This window comes from Nonomuraea sp. CA-218870 (assembly GCF_050936535.1).
GTDB classification, from domain to species: Bacteria; Actinomycetota; Actinomycetes; order Streptosporangiales; family Streptosporangiaceae; genus Nonomuraea; species Nonomuraea corallina.
The window spans coordinates 5257379-5272851 of sequence record NZ_JBNJMN010000001.1; the positions used below are offsets into that span (position 1 = coordinate 5257379).

Here is a 15473-nt window from a genome sequence, read left to right on the forward strand (position 1 = left end):
CCACCGGCTTTCGCTGATGCTGACTGTGAAAAGAAGGCCCCCTACGGCCGCACGGGATTCACAGCGCATCCGGACCACAACCGGCTCCAGCCGTTCACGGTCAAGGAAATCGCGCCGCCCGTGACGGTTTCCGGGGTTCGGGTGGCGTCGATCAACCGGATCTCCTCCCGAGGCGTGCTCCAGGTCTGCGGGTCGGACAATCCCTGTCCGGGCTCGCTGCTCTTGGCATGCGCATGAAAGGAGGCCGAATACGGCTTCAGCGAGTGACTGACGACTGTATGTGAACGAGAAGGGACAGTGGTATGCGAGTCAAGACGTTCATCCTCGGCGGCATGATCGCCGCGGCCGCTCTGGTGAGCCCGGGAATGGCGACCGCGTCATTGAGCGAATGCGACTCCGGCAATCTCTGCATGTGGGGAAACAACGACTACAACTGGCTGATCGGCGAAAGGGGTGGCGGCGGCGGCGTCGCCAACCTGTCGAGCGGCGTCAATGACGAGATGGACTCCTGGGCGAACACCTCGTCGACGTACAGCGGCTGCATGTACTCGAACGCCAACGGCGGCGGGGACAAGCAGACCATGGGCCGCGTCAGCAGAGACAACAACGTCGCCTCCTGGAACAGCGACGAGGTCAGTTCCTGGAAGACGAACGGCAGCTGCTGACGGTGTCCGCCTCCCCCGATGACGCTCCGCTGATTCTGGTCAACGGCGCGACAAAAGCGTACCGATCGGAGGCCGAGACCGTATGGGCCGTCCGTGATGTCGATTTTCTCGCCCGTCCGGGGCAGTTCGTCTGCGTCTTCGGCGCCAGCGGTTCCGGCAAGTCGACCTTGCTCAACCTGCTGGCGGGCCTGGATCTCGCCGATTCCGGGGAGATCCAGGTGGGGGGCGTCTCCGTCACCCAGGCCGACGAGAAGCAGCGCGCCCGGCTACGACTGCGCACGGTCGGGATGGTGTTCCAGGACAACCAGCTGATCGAGGAGTTCACGGCTGCCGAGAACGTCGCGCTGCCTCTCGAGGCGCTGGGCATGCGCGCCGGACCGGCGCGCGAGGAGGCCCTCCGGCAGCTTTCCCGGGTGGGACTGGCCGGGTTGGCGGATCGGCTGCCGCGCGTCATGTCGGGCGGGCAACGGCAGCGGGTCGGGGTCGCCCGCGCCCTGGCGGGGAACCGGCGGATACTGCTCGGGGACGAGCCGTCCGGCTCGCTGGACTCGGCGGCCACCCTGGAGCTGTTCCAGCTCGTCCGCACGCTCTGCGACGCGGGCACCCTCGCCGTGATCTGCTCCCATGACCCACGGTGCCAGGACTTCGCCGACGCCCGTTACGAGATGATCGACGGGCGGCTGGAGCAGGTCGGCTCTGTCCGGAGCGGGCGCGCATGAACCTCCAGACCGCGCGGCACACCGCGCTCCTCACCAGCCGGTTCATGCGGTCACGCGCCCTGGTCCTCTCCACGTCGGTCGTGTTCCTGGTCGCCCTGTGTCTGATGGCCATGTACGTCACGCTGGCCACGCTCGCGCTGTCCGGACGGCAGGTCGCAGACCGTGATCTCGGACGTTTCGGCGCGGCCGTCGGCTACGGCAGCATCGCTCTGGAACCGGGTGACGGCTCCTTCGGCGCCGACGTCATGGGCCGCCTGCCCGGCGGCGAAGCGTCCGGTGCGATGGCGATGCTGTCGGCGACGGAATTCCAGCTGGCCACCACGCCCGCGCGTGAGGTCACTCTGCTGGAGGGACACTGGGCTCACCGGCCCTACCCCGACCGCTACGCGCTGCTGTCCGGACGGTGGCCGACCAGCCCGGGGGAGGTCGTGGTGACCGAACCCGGCGACGTGCGCGCCGTCGCCGGCACGACGCTGGCCGCCATGGGAGGGAGAGTGCGGCTGCGCGTCGTGGGAACCGCCGATGACCGGTTCGCCCGGACGAGCACCGTTCTCGCCGCTCCGCGGACGTGGGCCTCCCTGGATCCGCGGCTGCTCCAGGGATTTCCGCGGCTTCGGGCGCAGCCGTTCCTGCTGTGGTCCGGCCGGTCCGCCGGCCAGGTGATCGACGCCGTCGCCGCCGTGGTCGCCCAGCGGCAGAAAGGCGATGGGGCGCGGGAAACGGTCGCGGCGACGCTGATGACCCGGCAGCAGCTCGCCTCGCGCCCCGAGCGGAGCTCGATCGAGCGCTCTCCCGCCGGTTACACCGTGCCTCTCCTTCTGCTGACGCCGGGTGCGGTGATCCTCGTCTTCGGGCTCAACAATCGGCGATTCCGGCGTTCCCTGGCCGTTCTGAGGGCCGTCGGCGTACGGCCCGCCCTCGGGGTCGTCAGCCTCTCCCTCGCCGCCCTGACCTGGTGCCTTGCCGCCGCCGCCACAGGAGGGGCGACGGGCGCCGCCGTCGGGGCCGTGGCCCGCATGGTGCTGGCCGAGGTCCGCGACCGGCCTCCCGGCCCGGTTTCCGGCCTGGTTTCCGGCCTGGTCCCTTCCGTTCTGAGCCTGATGGGCCTGATAGTGGTGGGCACGGTCTGCGCGGGCCTGGCCCTCGCCCGCGGCGGAAGCAGCGCCCGCTCACAGCGGAGCGGGCCGACGGGAGACGGACGCCCCGGCGGTGAACCCGTCCGCGCCGGCCGGTTCCAGAAGCTCGGGCGTGACCTCCGGCATGTGCTCGCGGCCGTCGCATGGAGCGCGGTGATCGTCTTCGCGGGGCAGGTGGACTCGCCGGCGAAGGCGATGGTGCTCAGCGGACTGCTGACCGCCGCCGTCCTGCTGCTGACACCCGAGCTCACCCGGCTGCTCCTCCGGGTGCTGCCCGAGCGCGGGCCCCGCGGGCGGCTCGCGCGTCGCCGGCTCGCCGCCGACACCGTACGCCTGAACGCCTCTGTCGCCGTCCTGACGGTGCTGCTCAGCATGTCCGTCGGGTACCTCACCCTGTTCGACACCTTGGTGCGGACGCTGGCACAAGAGTCCTTCCCCGATGTGCTGCCAGGTCAGGTGCTCGTCACGCATGCCTCCTCGACGGTGCTGCGCCCTCCCGGGCCGATCGTCGAACTCGCCGACGTCTCGGTTCCGCCAGCCGCCGGACGGGCGCAGCTGCGATACCTACTGGAGCTGGACGGCACCGGGGAGGCCGAGCGCTCCGCGACCCTTGAGGGGTCGGCGGCCAGCATTCTCGCGCTCGACTCCGTGGACCACGTCCGGCAGTTGCTCACGCAGCCGCTGAGTACGGCGCAGCAAACGGTGTTGCGCGACGGCGGACTGCTGATCTGGGCGGATGCCGAGCGACGTCCGCGTGACCCCGCGGCTCGGGCGCCGCTCGTGGTCAAGAGCGCCGGCACAGTGATCAGCCGTACGGTCGCACTACCGCTCGCCGTCGTGGACGTGCCGCGCTCGGGCTGGCGTACCGGGACCGACGCGGTCATGCTCACCGCTCGTGCGCGGCAGCTCGGGATGCCGGTGACCAGCGGTGCGATCTTGTACTCAGGACTGTCGGAAGCGCAGGCCATGGCCTTGCAGCGGGACTTCCTCGACGCCGGCGTGGATGGCAGGTCCGTGCAGCTCCACACTCCGCCACCACCGATCATCCCGCGGGCCGCTTTCGTCCTCACCGCCGTCGGACTCGTCGCCCTGCTGTTCCTGGGAGGACTGGCCGTCACCAGCGGACAGACCAGAGCCTTGCGCGGCTACCTGGGGCAACTCACCGGCTTGGGCCTGTCCACCGGCTGGGCCCGGCAGATACTGCTCTACGAACACGGCGTCGTCCTCGCCTTCAGCACCCTGCCGGCCGCCTTCATCGCCATCGTGCCGATCTTCGTCCTGGTCTCGAGCGTGTCAGGCTTCACCCTCAGCATCCCGTGGGGGCAACTGCTCGTCCTCAGCATCGCGATATACCTGGGTGTGACACTCACGGCCCTGCGATCCGCCCGCGGGCTACGGGCCAGGACGTCGCTCATGGCAGACGACTGATCAGGACGGCTTCTCCGGGGTGTGCGGCGCCGGACGCGCCGCACACTTCGGGTCAGCAGTTGGCGATGTCCGCGCCGTTGTTGTCCTTCGCCTGGTCGTTGCCCCAGCGCGACAGGTAGTAGGCCGACACCCACTGGTTCTGCCACGGGCTTCCGCTGTCCAGGTCGGTCTTCAGCCACCAGTGGTTGTACGCGCTCCCGACCTGCACGACGGGTCCCCAGGCGCGGCAGTAGACGTAGTTCGTGCCGCCATAGAGAGTGCCGGTGCGGGTGCCGCCGGGGGTGGCGTAGCCGGGGGCGTCGGCGAAGGTGTCGACCCAGTATCTGCCGGGCGTACCGCCCCCGCAGTTGTTGCTGGTCTCGTAGTGCTGGTTGTAGGACCAGGTGACGGGGATGAGGTGGCCGTCGACGGCCGCTTGCACGACGGCTCCGTTGAGTCGCTGCTCGAAGTGCAGGTGAGCACCGGTGGTGGCGCTGCCGGTGTTGCCGACGGCGCCGATCTGCTGACCCCGGCCGACGGACGCGCCGACGCCGACGGCGCGGCTGGCCAGATGCAGGTAGCGGGTCACCCAGCCGCTTCCGTGATCGATGACGACGGTGTTGCCGGCGTCGGAGTAGAAGGTGGAGGTGATGACGGTGCCGGCCGCGGAGGCGAGGGCGGGGGTCCCGTGCGTGGCGCCGCTGGCGGACACCATGTCGACCATGTACCGACTGGCGTGGCCTCCGTGGGTGGAGGTCGTCCAACGCTGGCCGCAGGGGACGGGCATCTGGAAGGACGGCGTCGCGAGGGTGGTGGGGGGCTCATCCGCGCGGGCGGCGCCGCCCGGGATCAGGACAACGGCGCAGACGGCGAGGGTGGCTGTGAGACGGGATAAGAGCAGGCGGACAGACGATGTCATGTGCTGCGCTCCTCCTCCATATGGATGGGGGGTGGAAGGAGATGACTACACAGATCAACTCGAAGTTAGCATCATTGATCAGAGAAGCAATGAAAACTTTCTCCACCTCGGCCTGGCCCATGGAGGAAGGGCGGGCGCCCAGAACGATCATGCGTGACGGGCAACGGCAGGATCACTCCGCAGAGTGGCAGGAACCGTTCCCCCGCATCGACCTCCGCCTCGACATAATGGCCGGTCGAGGCTCCGCGCCCCGGTGACGTCGTCCGGGCCTCCGGTGAGCGTGTCGGACGACTGTTTCCGCGGACACATCAGGAACAGAAAGGGTGGCCTTGACATGGTCAAGATGCAGGTGGAGATCTGGTCGGACATCGTTTGCCCGTGGTGCTGGATCGGCAAGCGGACATTCGAAGCCGCTGTTCGGAAATTCGACGGTGTGGCCGAGATCAGCGTGTGGCACCGGAGCTTCGAACTCAACCCGAACGGCCCCGAACAGGGCCGATATTCAGTGCCCGAGTACATGCGGGAGGCGCTGGGCATGCCGATGCCCCGCGTGCTGGAGACGCTCAAGCTCATCACCCATGCCGCCGCCGAGGTCGGGCTGCACTACCGGATGATGGAATCGCGCGCCGCGAACTCGTTCGACGCGCACCGGTTGCTGCACTTCGCCGATTCCAAAGGGCGAGGTGAGGAAGTGCGGGAACGGGTGTCGCACGCATTCGTGGCGACCACGATGGACATCGCCGACCGCGACACGTTGTGCGTGCTCGGCAGCCAGGGCGGACTGGACGAGGCCGAGGTCGGGGCGATGCTGGAAAGCGGCGAGTTCGGCGCCGCCGTTCGCCGTGACGAGGCCGACGCGCGCCGAGCCGGGATCAGCGGCGTCCCGGCCTTCCGCTTCAACGGACGAACCGTCATGAGCGGTGCGTTGTCAGTCGCGGACCTGGAGTCGATCATCGCGGATGAGCTAGCGAAGGCGCCCGCCAGGCGCTGATCAGTGCTCCGTTCCCTGACGGCCACGTACGTCGCGCCCACGAGATCATCGCCGCACTCGGCACGGGGGGCGGACGGACAGGGCTCGCCCTGTCTTTGGCAGGACTCTGCCGACGACTGGCAGGCAAGGATCTTCTTCGTCGCCGGGTCGGATCGACATGATGAGCGCCTGACCATCTCCCAAGCAAGCAGGTACGTCATGACGAACTTCACGAAGAGAGCCGTCGCCGCCGGCTTCATCGCTTTCTCCGCTCTGTCCATGCTGGGAACCGCGGCTCACGCCGTCCAGCCCACCGGCACCGGCACCGTCACCGTCCAGGCCCCTTACTGGCAGTCTCAGGGCCCCTTCGGCACCTGGTCCCACTGCGACTCCGAGAAGCGCACCTACGTCCGCTACTACCAGGTCAGCTCCTGCTACATGTACAACGGCTCGTGGTGGTTCGACTGGCGGGACCGTTAGTCAGCGGGATCTGATGCTCGGCTCCGTCCACCGGCGGGGACGACGACGGCGGCCATGATCACAGATGTGATCATGGCCGCCGTTCTGCTTTGCTGCGCCCTTGGCGCCTCCCTTTGGCCTCTCACGGGCTCGCCGGTCCCGCGTCCAGGAGAAGCCGCTCGGCCAGGGCCACCAGTTCCCGATCGCCGGTGATGCCGGCGAGAACCCGCCGGAGGACGCCGACATAGGTGGCGCGCGCCGCGGCGACGACGTCACGGCCGTGATCAGTGATCTGTGTGTAGACTCCAACAGCCGGGTCCGAGGCGAGCGCGCGCCCGCGCCCAGCTCGGCTGGCGGCCCCGTCACACCTCCGTGCTGGACTGGATCAGAAGCGATCTGACCAGGTGAGCCCGGCCGGCCGGGGGAACGACCGGCCACCGGAACGCCCCGTCACCGCTCTCCGGCGCGCCAGATGGTGCTGCGCAGGTCGACGCCGCGAATGACCTGGACGCGCCAAGGCTCCAGCCGCAGAAGATGCAGCGAGGGATCATCCGGCCCGCCGTGCCAGAAGTTGCCGAGGTCGTAGCCGGCTCCCGGAGGGCTGGTGCGCCGGTACAGCTCCCACACGCGGCGTTTGGCCCGCGGGTCGTCGACCCAGGTGGCGACGGCGTCGACGCTCACCGCGTTCTGCTGAGGCGTCCAGTAGCTGAACGTCGTGTGCGGATTGCCCGCCAGGTGGGCGGCCTTGACCGGTGTCCGGTAGGTGGCCAGCCAGCCGACCGGACCGTCGGTGGGGGTCTCCCACACCGGGATCAGCACCCGGGCGCGGGGCCGTCCCTTCGCGTCGACCGTGGTCATGGTGGCGTAGACGATGTCGCCGACATAGGCGTCGAACTGCCGCTTGATGTCGGCGAACGAGGTGACGTACGCGGTCATCGCGCTTTCCTCCGTGTCCTGGAAGTGGTCAGACGGTGGTGGCGGGATGCTCGGCCGGGGTGTCCCGCACCGGCTCCCCCGGCGTGGCTGAGGAGGAGCGCAGGCCGGAGGCGACGATGAGGGCGCCCAGCACCGCTGCCGCCAGCGGGACCACCAGCGCCGCTCGCAGCCCTTCGAGACCCCCGCCGGCGGCGGCGCTGACCGCGGTGACGGCTGACAGCCCCAGGGCCGTGCCGAACTGGATGGCCGTGTAGAGCAGGCCGCCCGCCAGTCCCTGCTCGTCCTCCGCGATCCCTTCGGTGGCGGCCATCGTCAGCGGGCCGTAGGACAGCGCGAAGGACATGCCGAGTAGGAACAGCGCCGGCAGCATCGCGGCGTAGGTCCAGTCCATGCTGAGGGGCAGCAGCAGCAGGTAGCCGACCGCGGCGCACACGATGCCGCCGAACAGCACCTTGGCGTTGCCGAAGCGGTTGACCAGGCGGGGTGTGAGCGTGGGGGCGAGGACGGTGTCGATGCCGATCACCAGCATGGCCAGCCCGGTCTGCAGCGTGCTCCAGCCGCGCAGCTCCTGGAAGTACAGCGTCGCCACGAACTGGAAGCCGGCGAACGCGAGCATGAACAGCAGCGCCGCCGCGTTGACGCGCACCAGCGGCGCCGAGCGCAGGATGCCCAGCCGCACCAGCGGCGACGACGAGCGACGCTCGATCGCGACGAACGCCCCCAGCAGCAGGAACGCCGCGACGAAGACGCCGGCGGTCAGGGCGGGCCCGTCGCCGGGCCGCTCCAGCCGGACCACCCCGTACGCCAGCAGCAGCATGGCGCCGGTGATGGTGAACGCCCCCGACAGGTCGAAGCCGCCACGCGGGCGGTCGCCCCCGGTGTCGCGGACGAGGAGCATCGCCGCCACGAGGATCACAGCGGCCAGGATGACGGGGGCGAAGAACACCCATCGCCAGCCGAACGAGGCCAGCACCCCGCCCGCGACCAGCCCCAGCGAGAAGCCGCCCGCGGCGGTTCCCGCGTACACGCCGAGCGCCTTGGTGCGTGAGGGGCCTTCGGGGAAGTTGGACGTGATCAGGGCCAGCCCGGCAGGCGCCATGAAGGCGGCCGCCACTCCGGTGACGAACCGCGCGACCAGGAGCATCCAGCCTTCGGTGGCGAACCCGCCGAGCCCCGAGAAGACCAGGAAGATCGTCAGCCACAGCAGGAACATCCGCCGGTGGCCGAGCAGGTCGGCGGCGCGTCCGCCCAGCAGCATGAAACCGCCGTAGCCGAGCACGTAGGCGCTGACCACGCCGCTGAGCACGCCGGTGGACAGGCCCAGGTCGGCGCGGATCGACGGCAGCGCGACGTTGAGCATCGCCACGTCGATGCCTTCGAGGAAGATCGCGCCGCACAACACGAGGAGCACACCCCACGCGCGTCCTGTCATGCGCGCGTGGCGGCCGGCTGCTCCGCCGGCGGGCTCGTCGGGGAATGAGGACATCTGAGGTGACTCCCTTGCCTGCGGGAACCCGCCTTCAGAGCGGTTCTCTGACGGCCTCCCGGTTCCCTCTTGTAACCGACAGCATCATCAGGCACCATCGACAGGCATGGAAGACGGCACTTTCCAGTCCCTCGGTTACTGCGCGAATACCGGCGTCGACGACGACGTCATCCAGTGGGACCAACGCGCGGACTGCGAGGTGCGGCAGATCCTCGACCGCATCGCCGACAAGTGGTCTCTCCTGGTGATCTCGCTGCTCGACAAGCGGAGCCTGCGCTTCACCGAGTTGCGCCGCGCCATCGACGGGATCAGCCAGCGCATGCTGTCGCGTACGCTCCGGCACCTGGAGCGGGACGGCCTGGTCAAGCGGATCGTGTATCCGACCGTGCCGCCGCGGGTGGACTACGAGCTCACCCCGATGGGTGCGACCCTCCACAGCACCATCCACGCTCTGGTCATCTGGACGGAGGAGCACCAGAACGCCATCGCCGCGGCCCGCGCCGCCTACGACGAGCGCATCGCCGCCGAGCAGGAGGAGGTCTTCGGCCGTCCGGCCACCGCCGGCTACCCAGGGGCATCACCGGGCCGCCCCTAGGGTCTGCACGTCCGGCCCGGCCGAGCCCCCGTACGTGGCGATCTTGTATTCGACCGCCGTGAGGGAAAGGGTCAGCTCACGGATGCGGCGGCGGATGGTGTCGCGATGCTCGACGAGCACCTCGAGCCGTTCCGGCACCGTGTGCGCTCCGGCGTCGACGAGCGAGATGTAATGCCGCAGGTCACGCATCGGCATACCGGACAGCCGCATCCTGGTGAGGAACACCAGGCGCCGAACCGCTTCTGCGTCGTAGAGGCGATGACCGTTGCCGTCGCGGGCCACCTCGACCAGCCCGGCCCGCTCGTAGTAGCGCAGCGTGTGGGGTGAGATGTCGAGAAGGCCGGCGACCTCGGCGATCGTCATCGTCTCGGGCAGGTCGCCCAGGTCGCCCAGGGCAGTGAGGTGGCGGATCGCCTCGGCCGACAGCGGACCGTCGTCCCCGAGCGCGTCGAGCGCCCTGGTCATCAGATCGTCGGTGGCCACGACCACGAGCCTAGATGGGCCGTACCGACGCGGGGACACCCGCGAAATCGGCGCTGCGGGCGGTCTCGGCCCACTGCTCGACCTCCTCCAGGCCGCGCCGGTAGGCACGCGAGATGCGCTCGACCGCCTCGCGGCCGAGCGGCAGCCGCAGCGGCACCTTCTCACCGTGCGCGAGGGAAACGATGATCTCGGCCGCCCGCGCCGGGTCGCCTTCCTGGCGGCCGTCGGTCCCGGCCATGTCCGCACGGACGTCGGCGAGCACGTCACGGTAGGCCGCCGACGGCTCGGCGAACTCGATCACGTCACCCCTGTTGAAGCCGGTCCTGAACCGGCTGGGCTCGACGAGCATCACCCGGATCCCGAACGGCGCGACCTCCGCGGCCAGCGCCTCGGACCAGCCTTCGAGGGCGAACTTCGAGGCGGAGTACGCCGACACGCCGGGGAACGACGTCCGCCCGCCCTGGCTGCTCATCTGCACGATCGTCCCGGTGCCCCGCTCACGCATCGCAGGCAGCGCCGCCCGGACGAGGGCGGCGGGCCCGAACAGGTGCAGATCCATCAGCGCGCGCAACTGCGCGTCGCCGACCTCCTCGACCGCTCCGACCACGGCCCGGCCCGCGTTGTTGACCAGCACATCGAGCTGGCCGAAGCGCTCCAGGGTGTCGCGCACGAGGTCGGCGGCCGCGGTGATGTCCCGGGCGTCGAACTTCGCGATCAGGCAGGTGTCCGGGTGCCCGGCCTCCAGATCGGCCGCGCCCTCGGGCCGGCGCACCGCCGCCACCACGTGGTCGCCCGCCGCGAGCGCCGACTCCGCCAGTGCGCGTCCGAAGCCGCGGGACGCGCCCGTGATGATCCAGGTCTGTGTCGTCATGGCGCGGACGCTACGCCTTCGAGCGCGCTCGAACGCAAACCGACATGACCACCAAAAGGAAGCCCGTGCCTCTGCGGGTGGTGCGGCCAGTCGTCGTATGGCTCGAAGACAGCCGAGGAAAGAGTGAGCCCCAGGTCCGATGATGCGATCCCGGGGCCACTCGTGCAACGATTTCTTCAGGAATACGGAGCGACAGGACTCGGCAGGCGAGTGAATTCAGTGTGCGAATTCCGCCCGGCCGCCGATTGAGATGATCTCTCTCGCTCTGTCAGCGTGTCAGGGACACCATGGAGCCTTGGTGGCGTAAAGGGTGACCGATGTGACCGTCGAGCCTATGTTGAAACTCTGAAAATCACAGAACTCGCGATGGCCGTCCGGCCATGCCGGGTAGGTGACGTAGCCGGACCAGCCGCCGGCGGAGAACTTGGTGGCGCTCCTGCCGACCTGGTAGGTGCCGCTGCAATTCCTGCTCCAGGTCCCACCGCTGGTGTAGGTGAGAACCGCGTAGGTTGACTGGCATCCCATGATCCCGACATTTCCGGATGCCGCGGATGCCGGCGCCGGCGCGAGGACCATAGCGGTGGCCATCCCCATGGCCGCGAGCCCAGCCTTCACTTTCCTACCATTCGGGCGATTCATCAGCATTTCCCCTATTCGTGGCGATTTGTCCGGTTCGCGAGCCGACCACGCCGGCCCGATGACCATTCTTTCCCGCCCGCCCCGGCGTCAGATGCACCAGCATTGACGATTCGCGCAATATGCGGATGTGGATTGATGCCGTTGCGGGGAGTTCGCGTCACGTTTCGTGGACGTTCCGTGGCATATCGTAGTTTTATAAAGGGTTGAGCGACAGGCTGGATTGCGCTATGGCGGAGTCACGACCACGGCGTCTCGTTTTCCTGAAGTATCGCAATGGACCGGATCTGCCCGTCACGGTGGCGGAAACGACACTTACCAATACCGTTGTTGAATATCGGAATTCAAAGTTTGCCCTGATGTCCGATACGAGATCTGCTCGCCATGCGGCTTCAAATAAAACGCTTCGCGAGAATCGACGGTCCTCCCCGCCCGACGGCGCGCCCTTACGCGGGGTCGTCCGTATCCAGAACGAGCTCGAACTGACGTGGGTCTACCTAGGTGCACCCAGGGCGGCATCCAGGGCCATTCTCTCCCCGCCGCGCCGTTCCTAGGCTCGCCCGCATGACATTCATGCGTACTCTCAGCTCAGCGGTTGTGAGCTTGGTCATGGTCGTAGCAGGGGCCGCGCCGGCGGACGCGGCCTCCAGGAATACCGTACGGACCGATGCGGGTTGGGTGCGCGGCGAGATCACCCGGGACCACCGGGCCTTCAACGGCATTCCCTACGCCGCTGCTCCCGTGGGTAGCCTGCGCTGGCAGTCGCCCCGGCCGGTGACTCCATGGCGGGGCGTCCGCGATGCGACCCGCCCAGGTGACAGGTGTGCCCAGTCCGCGGATCTGTGGGGGTTGCCGGCCAGCGACAGCGAGGACTGCCTGTACCTCAACGTGACCGTCCCGCGTTCGGCTACTCCGCGCCGCCCCCGGCCCGTGATGGTCTGGTTGCACGGCGGCAGCCTGACGAAGGGCGCCGGCAGCGACTACGACGCGAGCCGCCTGGCCACGCGCGGCGACGTCGTGGTGGTCACCGTCAACTATCGGCTGGGTGTGTTCGGCTTTTTCGGGCATCCCGGGCTCGCGAACAGCGGGGCCTACGGGCTGGAGGACCAGCAGGCCGCTCTGCGCTGGGTCCAGCGCAACGTGGCGGCCTTCGGCGGCGACCCCCGCAACGTCACGTTGTTCGGGGAATCCGCCGGGGCGCATTCGGCGTGCGCCCACCTGGCGTCGCCCACCGCTGCGGGGCTGTTTCGCCGGGTGATCCTCCAGAGCACGCCGTGTTCGCAGGTCGCCTTCACCCGCAGCGGCCTGAGGCCGCTCATGGACATCCCGATGTGGGTTCCCAAGGCCGCCCACGAGGCGCAGGGAGCCGCCACCGCCACCGCGCTCGGCTGCACCGACCCGGACACAGCCGTCGCCTGCTTGCGCGGCAAGCCCGTATCCGAGCTTCTCGCGCTGGAGCCGCTCGCCCTGCCGGGGTACGGCAACACCGTGCTGCCCGCCGATCCCGAGACCGTCTTCACACAGGGCCGCTTCCACCGGGTGCCGATCCTCACCGGCATCACCCGTGACGAGGGGACCCTGTTCGCCTCGCTGATGTTCGCCGGTCTCACCGAGCAGGGATACCAGGATGGCCTGCGTCAGTTCTACGGTGACAAGGCGGCGGCGATCGCGGCGGAGTATCCGTCCCGTGGGCGGCCGGCGCAGGCCGCCGCGGCGATCCTGAGCGATCTCGACTGGGCCTGGGCCGGTCGAGCCAGTGACCACATGCTCAGCCGGCACACCCCGGTCTACTCCTACGCGTTCGCCGACCGTACCGCGCCGCCGATCTTCCCCCTTCCCGGCGGTGTGGAGCCGCTCGCCTCGCACGGATCGGAACTGCCGTTCCTGTTCCCCGGGGCCGCCCTCACCCGCGAGCAGCGGAAGCTCGGCGATATGATGATCAAGTACTGGTCCCGCTTCGCGGCGACCGGCGACCCCAACGCTCCTGGCCTGCCGCGCTGGAGCCCTGTGCGCACCGGGCATGTCCATCGCCTGGCTCCGGGCCCCGGTGGCGTCGGCGTCTACGATCAGGACGCCCTCCACAAACTGGACTTCTGGGACCGCCTGGCCGGCCGCTGACCCGCCGGGCTCCGGGCTGTGACCGGCGGTACCTCAGCCCGGAATCCGCACCATTATTCGGCCGCGTACGTCACGGTCAGCCGATACCGATGACCAGAGCGTCGCGGGCGGCGTCGATGACCTCGGCGGTGATCCGGTCAGCTGGCCGACAAGAGCATTGCGGGTGATCAGGCGGTGACTGAGCGGATCTGAATAGCCGCAGGCGGACATGGGCGAGAGACTCAGCGACGGTCCGTGAAAGCAGCAAGGCACTTCGGGCAAGAAAGGGCGACCATCGTTCACTTGACCCACCGGAGACGCCTGCATGGCCGTTCCACCTGAAGTGGCCGACCCACCCGATCTACGGGTGGACTTCGAGCAGATCTTCAATGCGCACTTCTCCGAGATCCACCGCTACATCGTCAGGCGGTTGTCCGACGACGTCGCTGACGACCTGGCCGCCGAGGTGTTCGTGGCGGCCTATCGGGGTGGCTATGACGCCTCGCGCGGCGGGGTGCGTCCGTGGCTGTACGGCATCGCCACCCACCTCATCGCACGGCACCGCCGTACCGAGATCCGTAGATGGAAGGCGCTCAGCCGGACAGCTGAGCGCGCCGAGCACAGTCATGAGCACAGTCCCGAGGACGCAGCCCTGGCCCGCGTGGCCGCGGGCCGGCTGACCGGCAAGCTGGCGGGGGCGCTGGCCGGACTCAGTCGCGGGGACCGCGACGTCGTGCTGCTGAGCGTGCTGGGCGACCTCAGCCACGCCGAGGTCGCCGCCGCCCTGCAGATCCCAGCGGGGACGGTCGCCTCCCGGCTCAACCGCGCCCGTAAGCAGCTCCGCAAGGCACTCGGCGACGTCAACCCGTTGGAGGACACCCATGGATGAGCTCAGCCTCCTGGCCAGAGCGCTGCCTGATGCTCCGCCACCCTCGGCGGAGGTCGTCGAGAAGGCCCGCCTCAGGCTTGCCGCCACCCAGCGCAAGCCGGTACGGCCAGGTAGAGCGAATCGGCGTGGCCCCGCCTGGGGATGGACGCTGGGAGCGGCCGCGACAACGATCGCCGTCGTCATGGCCGTCGTCACGCTGGTGTCGAACATGACCACTGTTCCCGCACCGATGATCGTGCCCGCGAGCGGCAACGATGCCCTGCTCCGGCTGGCGGACCAGATCGCGCAACTGCCGGACGAGCGCGACGACTACTGGCGCAGGCCGCTGCTCAACAACGGGCTGATCAGGGTCCGGGCGGGCGGCGAAACGTTCAACGTCCTGCAGTCGTCACGAATCGACCTCTGGCATCCGCGCGACCCCGGCGACCCCGTTCATGTGGAACAGTGGCAGCAGTTCGTCCGTCCCGCCACCAAGGCCGACGAGCGTGCATGGCAGGCGGCCGGTTCTCCGGGCACGGTCCAGCGCGCGTGCACGCCGGGAACCCGCGCCGGCGACTGCGCGCAGATCCGGCTGAGCTCCAAGCCCTCTCAGTGCGTTTACACGCGCGCGGCCGAGCCGGGCGGCGTGCTCAGTGATAGACGGCTGGGTGAACTCACGCTGGCCGACCTCTCGGCGCTGCCCGACGACGCCGAACAGCTCCGAGAGAAACTGCGAACCTACTGGAAGACCCGCAAGAACAGCCGGCCCGAGGACAGCTTCAAAGACTTCCTGCCCATGGCCTTCGCCCTGCTGGAGCTCCCGGTCAAGCCCTCGGTCAGGGCGGCCACCCTGCGTCTGCTCGCCGAACTGCCGACGACCAAGGTGCGCGGCTCGATCATCGATCCTCTGGGACGTCCGGGAATCGAGGTCACCTTCATCAAGAGCGAGGGCTTCACCGCCCAGTTCGGTACCGATGACGAGGTGGCTCAGCGGTACACCACCATCCTCGACCCACACACCGGCACCGTCTTGGCGGCGAACGTCGCGATCGCGGCCGAAAGCACGGAGGGGCTCGCCAAGGGGACGTTCATGGACTATCAGGCATGGGCACCTGAGGCCGGCTGGACCAGCGAACGCCCCGAGCGCCCACGCGGCTGCCGGCTCAGCGACCGTCCCCTCCCGTGACGGGCCGCCAGGGGCACGCCCGCTCACCACCTTCCTTTCT

Annotated in this window: 15 protein-coding genes; 9 read left to right on the forward strand and 6 right to left on the reverse strand. The window is 68.9% G+C overall.

Going from position 1 to position 15473, the window contains the following annotated elements:
• Positions 1-302: 302 nt before the first annotated feature.
• The 3 genes from ACQEUU_RS25260 to ACQEUU_RS25270 are packed head-to-tail and all read left to right on the forward strand — an operon-like array spanning position 303 to position 3948.
• Complete coding sequence (locus ACQEUU_RS25260) at positions 303-665, forward strand: peptidase inhibitor family I36 protein (RefSeq protein WP_433070223.1); 363 nt, start codon at positions 303-305, stop codon at positions 663-665.
• A gap of 2 nt (positions 666-667) precedes the next feature.
• Positions 668-1384 (forward strand): ABC transporter ATP-binding protein, encoded by a 717-nt coding sequence (locus ACQEUU_RS25265; RefSeq protein ID WP_433070226.1) that lies wholly within the window; start codon positions 668-670, stop codon positions 1382-1384.
• Positions 1381-3948, forward strand: a complete 2568-nt coding sequence (locus ACQEUU_RS25270) for a hypothetical protein (RefSeq protein ID WP_433070229.1) — start codon at positions 1381-1383, stop codon at positions 3946-3948. The genes ACQEUU_RS25265 and ACQEUU_RS25270 overlap by 4 nt, the downstream gene beginning before the upstream one ends.
• Before the next feature lie 52 nt (positions 3949-4000).
• On the opposite strand, the gene ACQEUU_RS25275 is transcribed toward ACQEUU_RS25270, so the two are convergent.
• On the reverse strand, positions 4001-4651 hold the full coding sequence (locus ACQEUU_RS25275; protein WP_433070232.1) for a M23 family metallopeptidase: 651 nt from the start codon (positions 4649-4651) through the stop codon (positions 4001-4003).
• A gap of 529 nt (positions 4652-5180) precedes the next feature.
• On the opposite strand from ACQEUU_RS25275, the gene ACQEUU_RS25280 reads away from it, so the two are divergent.
• Together ACQEUU_RS25280 and ACQEUU_RS25285 are read left to right on the forward strand one after the other, a co-directional pair.
• On the forward strand, positions 5181-5837 hold the full coding sequence (locus tag ACQEUU_RS25280; RefSeq protein ID WP_270157319.1) for a DsbA family oxidoreductase: 657 nt from the start codon (positions 5181-5183) through the stop codon (positions 5835-5837).
• 198 nt (positions 5838-6035) lie between these two features.
• Complete coding sequence (locus ACQEUU_RS25285; protein WP_433070234.1) at positions 6036-6296, forward strand: hypothetical protein; 261 nt, start codon at positions 6036-6038, stop codon at positions 6294-6296.
• 429 nt (positions 6297-6725) lie between these two features.
• On the opposite strand, the gene ACQEUU_RS25290 is transcribed toward ACQEUU_RS25285, so the two are convergent.
• Both ACQEUU_RS25290 and ACQEUU_RS25295 read right to left on the reverse strand, forming a co-directional pair.
• A complete protein-coding gene (locus ACQEUU_RS25290; protein WP_433070237.1) occupies positions 6726-7211 on the reverse strand; it encodes a pyridoxamine 5'-phosphate oxidase family protein in 486 nt (161 codons plus the stop codon).
• A gap of 28 nt (positions 7212-7239) precedes the next feature.
• On the reverse strand, positions 7240-8697 hold the full coding sequence (locus tag ACQEUU_RS25295) for an MFS transporter (protein WP_433070240.1): 1458 nt from the start codon (positions 8695-8697) through the stop codon (positions 7240-7242).
• Positions 8698-8803: 106 nt separating this feature from the next.
• Here ACQEUU_RS25295 and ACQEUU_RS25300 point away from each other — a divergent pair, with 106 nt between their 5' ends.
• On the forward strand, positions 8804-9292 hold the full coding sequence (locus ACQEUU_RS25300; protein WP_433070243.1) for a winged helix-turn-helix transcriptional regulator: 489 nt from the start codon (positions 8804-8806) through the stop codon (positions 9290-9292).
• On the opposite strand, the gene ACQEUU_RS25305 is transcribed toward ACQEUU_RS25300, so the two are convergent.
• The 3 genes from ACQEUU_RS25305 to ACQEUU_RS25315 all read right to left on the reverse strand — a co-directional run bounded on the left by ACQEUU_RS25305 (position 9275) and on the right by ACQEUU_RS25315 (position 11261).
• Entirely contained in the window at positions 9275-9775 is a 501-nt protein-coding gene (locus ACQEUU_RS25305) for a MerR family transcriptional regulator (RefSeq protein ID WP_433070246.1), read from the reverse strand. The genes ACQEUU_RS25300 and ACQEUU_RS25305 overlap by 18 nt on opposite strands.
• Positions 9776-9785: 10 nt before the next feature.
• Positions 9786-10646 carry an SDR family NAD(P)-dependent oxidoreductase gene (locus ACQEUU_RS25310; RefSeq protein WP_433070249.1) on the reverse strand — a complete coding sequence of 287 codons (861 nt, stop codon included), beginning with the start codon at positions 10644-10646 and terminating at the stop codon, positions 9786-9788.
• Positions 10647-10922: 276 nt separating this feature from the next.
• The gene (locus tag ACQEUU_RS25315) at positions 10923-11261 is read right to left on the reverse strand and encodes a hypothetical protein (RefSeq protein WP_433070251.1); all 339 of its coding nucleotides are present in this window, start codon (positions 11259-11261) and stop codon (positions 10923-10925) included.
• Between the two features lie 585 nt (positions 11262-11846).
• Here ACQEUU_RS25315 and ACQEUU_RS25320 point away from each other — a divergent pair.
• The 3 genes from ACQEUU_RS25320 to ACQEUU_RS25330 all read left to right on the forward strand — a co-directional run bounded on the left by ACQEUU_RS25320 (position 11847) and on the right by ACQEUU_RS25330 (position 15433).
• On the forward strand, positions 11847-13400 hold the full coding sequence (locus ACQEUU_RS25320; protein ID WP_433070254.1) for a carboxylesterase/lipase family protein: 1554 nt from the start codon (positions 11847-11849) through the stop codon (positions 13398-13400).
• 304 nt (positions 13401-13704) lie between these two features.
• A complete protein-coding gene (locus ACQEUU_RS25325; protein ID WP_433070257.1) occupies positions 13705-14268 on the forward strand; it encodes an RNA polymerase sigma factor in 564 nt (187 codons plus the stop codon).
• Positions 14261-15433, forward strand: a complete 1173-nt coding sequence (locus ACQEUU_RS25330; protein ID WP_433070260.1) for a hypothetical protein — start codon at positions 14261-14263, stop codon at positions 15431-15433. Before ACQEUU_RS25325 ends, ACQEUU_RS25330 begins: the two co-directional genes overlap by 8 nt.
• Positions 15434-15473: the final 40 nt, after the last annotated feature.

Bases quoted from the DNA above. Each gene is read 5' to 3' on its own strand.
- ACQEUU_RS25325 (WP_433070257.1), top strand. From the start codon at position 13,705: ATGGCCGTTCCACCTGAAGTGGCCGACCCACCCGATCTACGGGTGGAC.
- ACQEUU_RS25295 (WP_433070240.1), bottom strand. From the start codon at position 8,697: ATGTCCTCATTCCCCGACGAGCCCGCCGGCGGAGCAGCCGGCCGCCAC.
- ACQEUU_RS25310 (WP_433070249.1), bottom strand. From the start codon at position 10,646: ATGACGACACAGACCTGGATCATCACGGGCGCGTCCCGCGGCTTCGGA.
- ACQEUU_RS25270 (WP_433070229.1), top strand. From the start codon at position 1,381: ATGAACCTCCAGACCGCGCGGCACACCGCGCTCCTCACCAGCCGGTTC.
- ACQEUU_RS25260 (WP_433070223.1), top strand. From the start codon at position 303: ATGCGAGTCAAGACGTTCATCCTCGGCGGCATGATCGCCGCGGCCGCT.
- ACQEUU_RS25275 (WP_433070232.1), bottom strand. From the start codon at position 4,651: ATGGTCGACATGGTGTCCGCCAGCGGCGCCACGCACGGGACCCCCGCC.
- ACQEUU_RS25290 (WP_433070237.1), bottom strand. From the start codon at position 7,211: ATGACCGCGTACGTCACCTCGTTCGCCGACATCAAGCGGCAGTTCGAC.
- ACQEUU_RS25300 (WP_433070243.1), top strand. From the start codon at position 8,804: ATGGAAGACGGCACTTTCCAGTCCCTCGGTTACTGCGCGAATACCGGC.
- ACQEUU_RS25320 (WP_433070254.1), top strand. From the start codon at position 11,847: ATGACATTCATGCGTACTCTCAGCTCAGCGGTTGTGAGCTTGGTCATG.
- ACQEUU_RS25285 (WP_433070234.1), top strand. From the start codon at position 6,036: ATGACGAACTTCACGAAGAGAGCCGTCGCCGCCGGCTTCATCGCTTTC.
- ACQEUU_RS25280 (WP_270157319.1), top strand. From the start codon at position 5,181: ATGGTCAAGATGCAGGTGGAGATCTGGTCGGACATCGTTTGCCCGTGG.
- ACQEUU_RS25330 (WP_433070260.1), top strand. From the start codon at position 14,261: ATGGATGAGCTCAGCCTCCTGGCCAGAGCGCTGCCTGATGCTCCGCCA.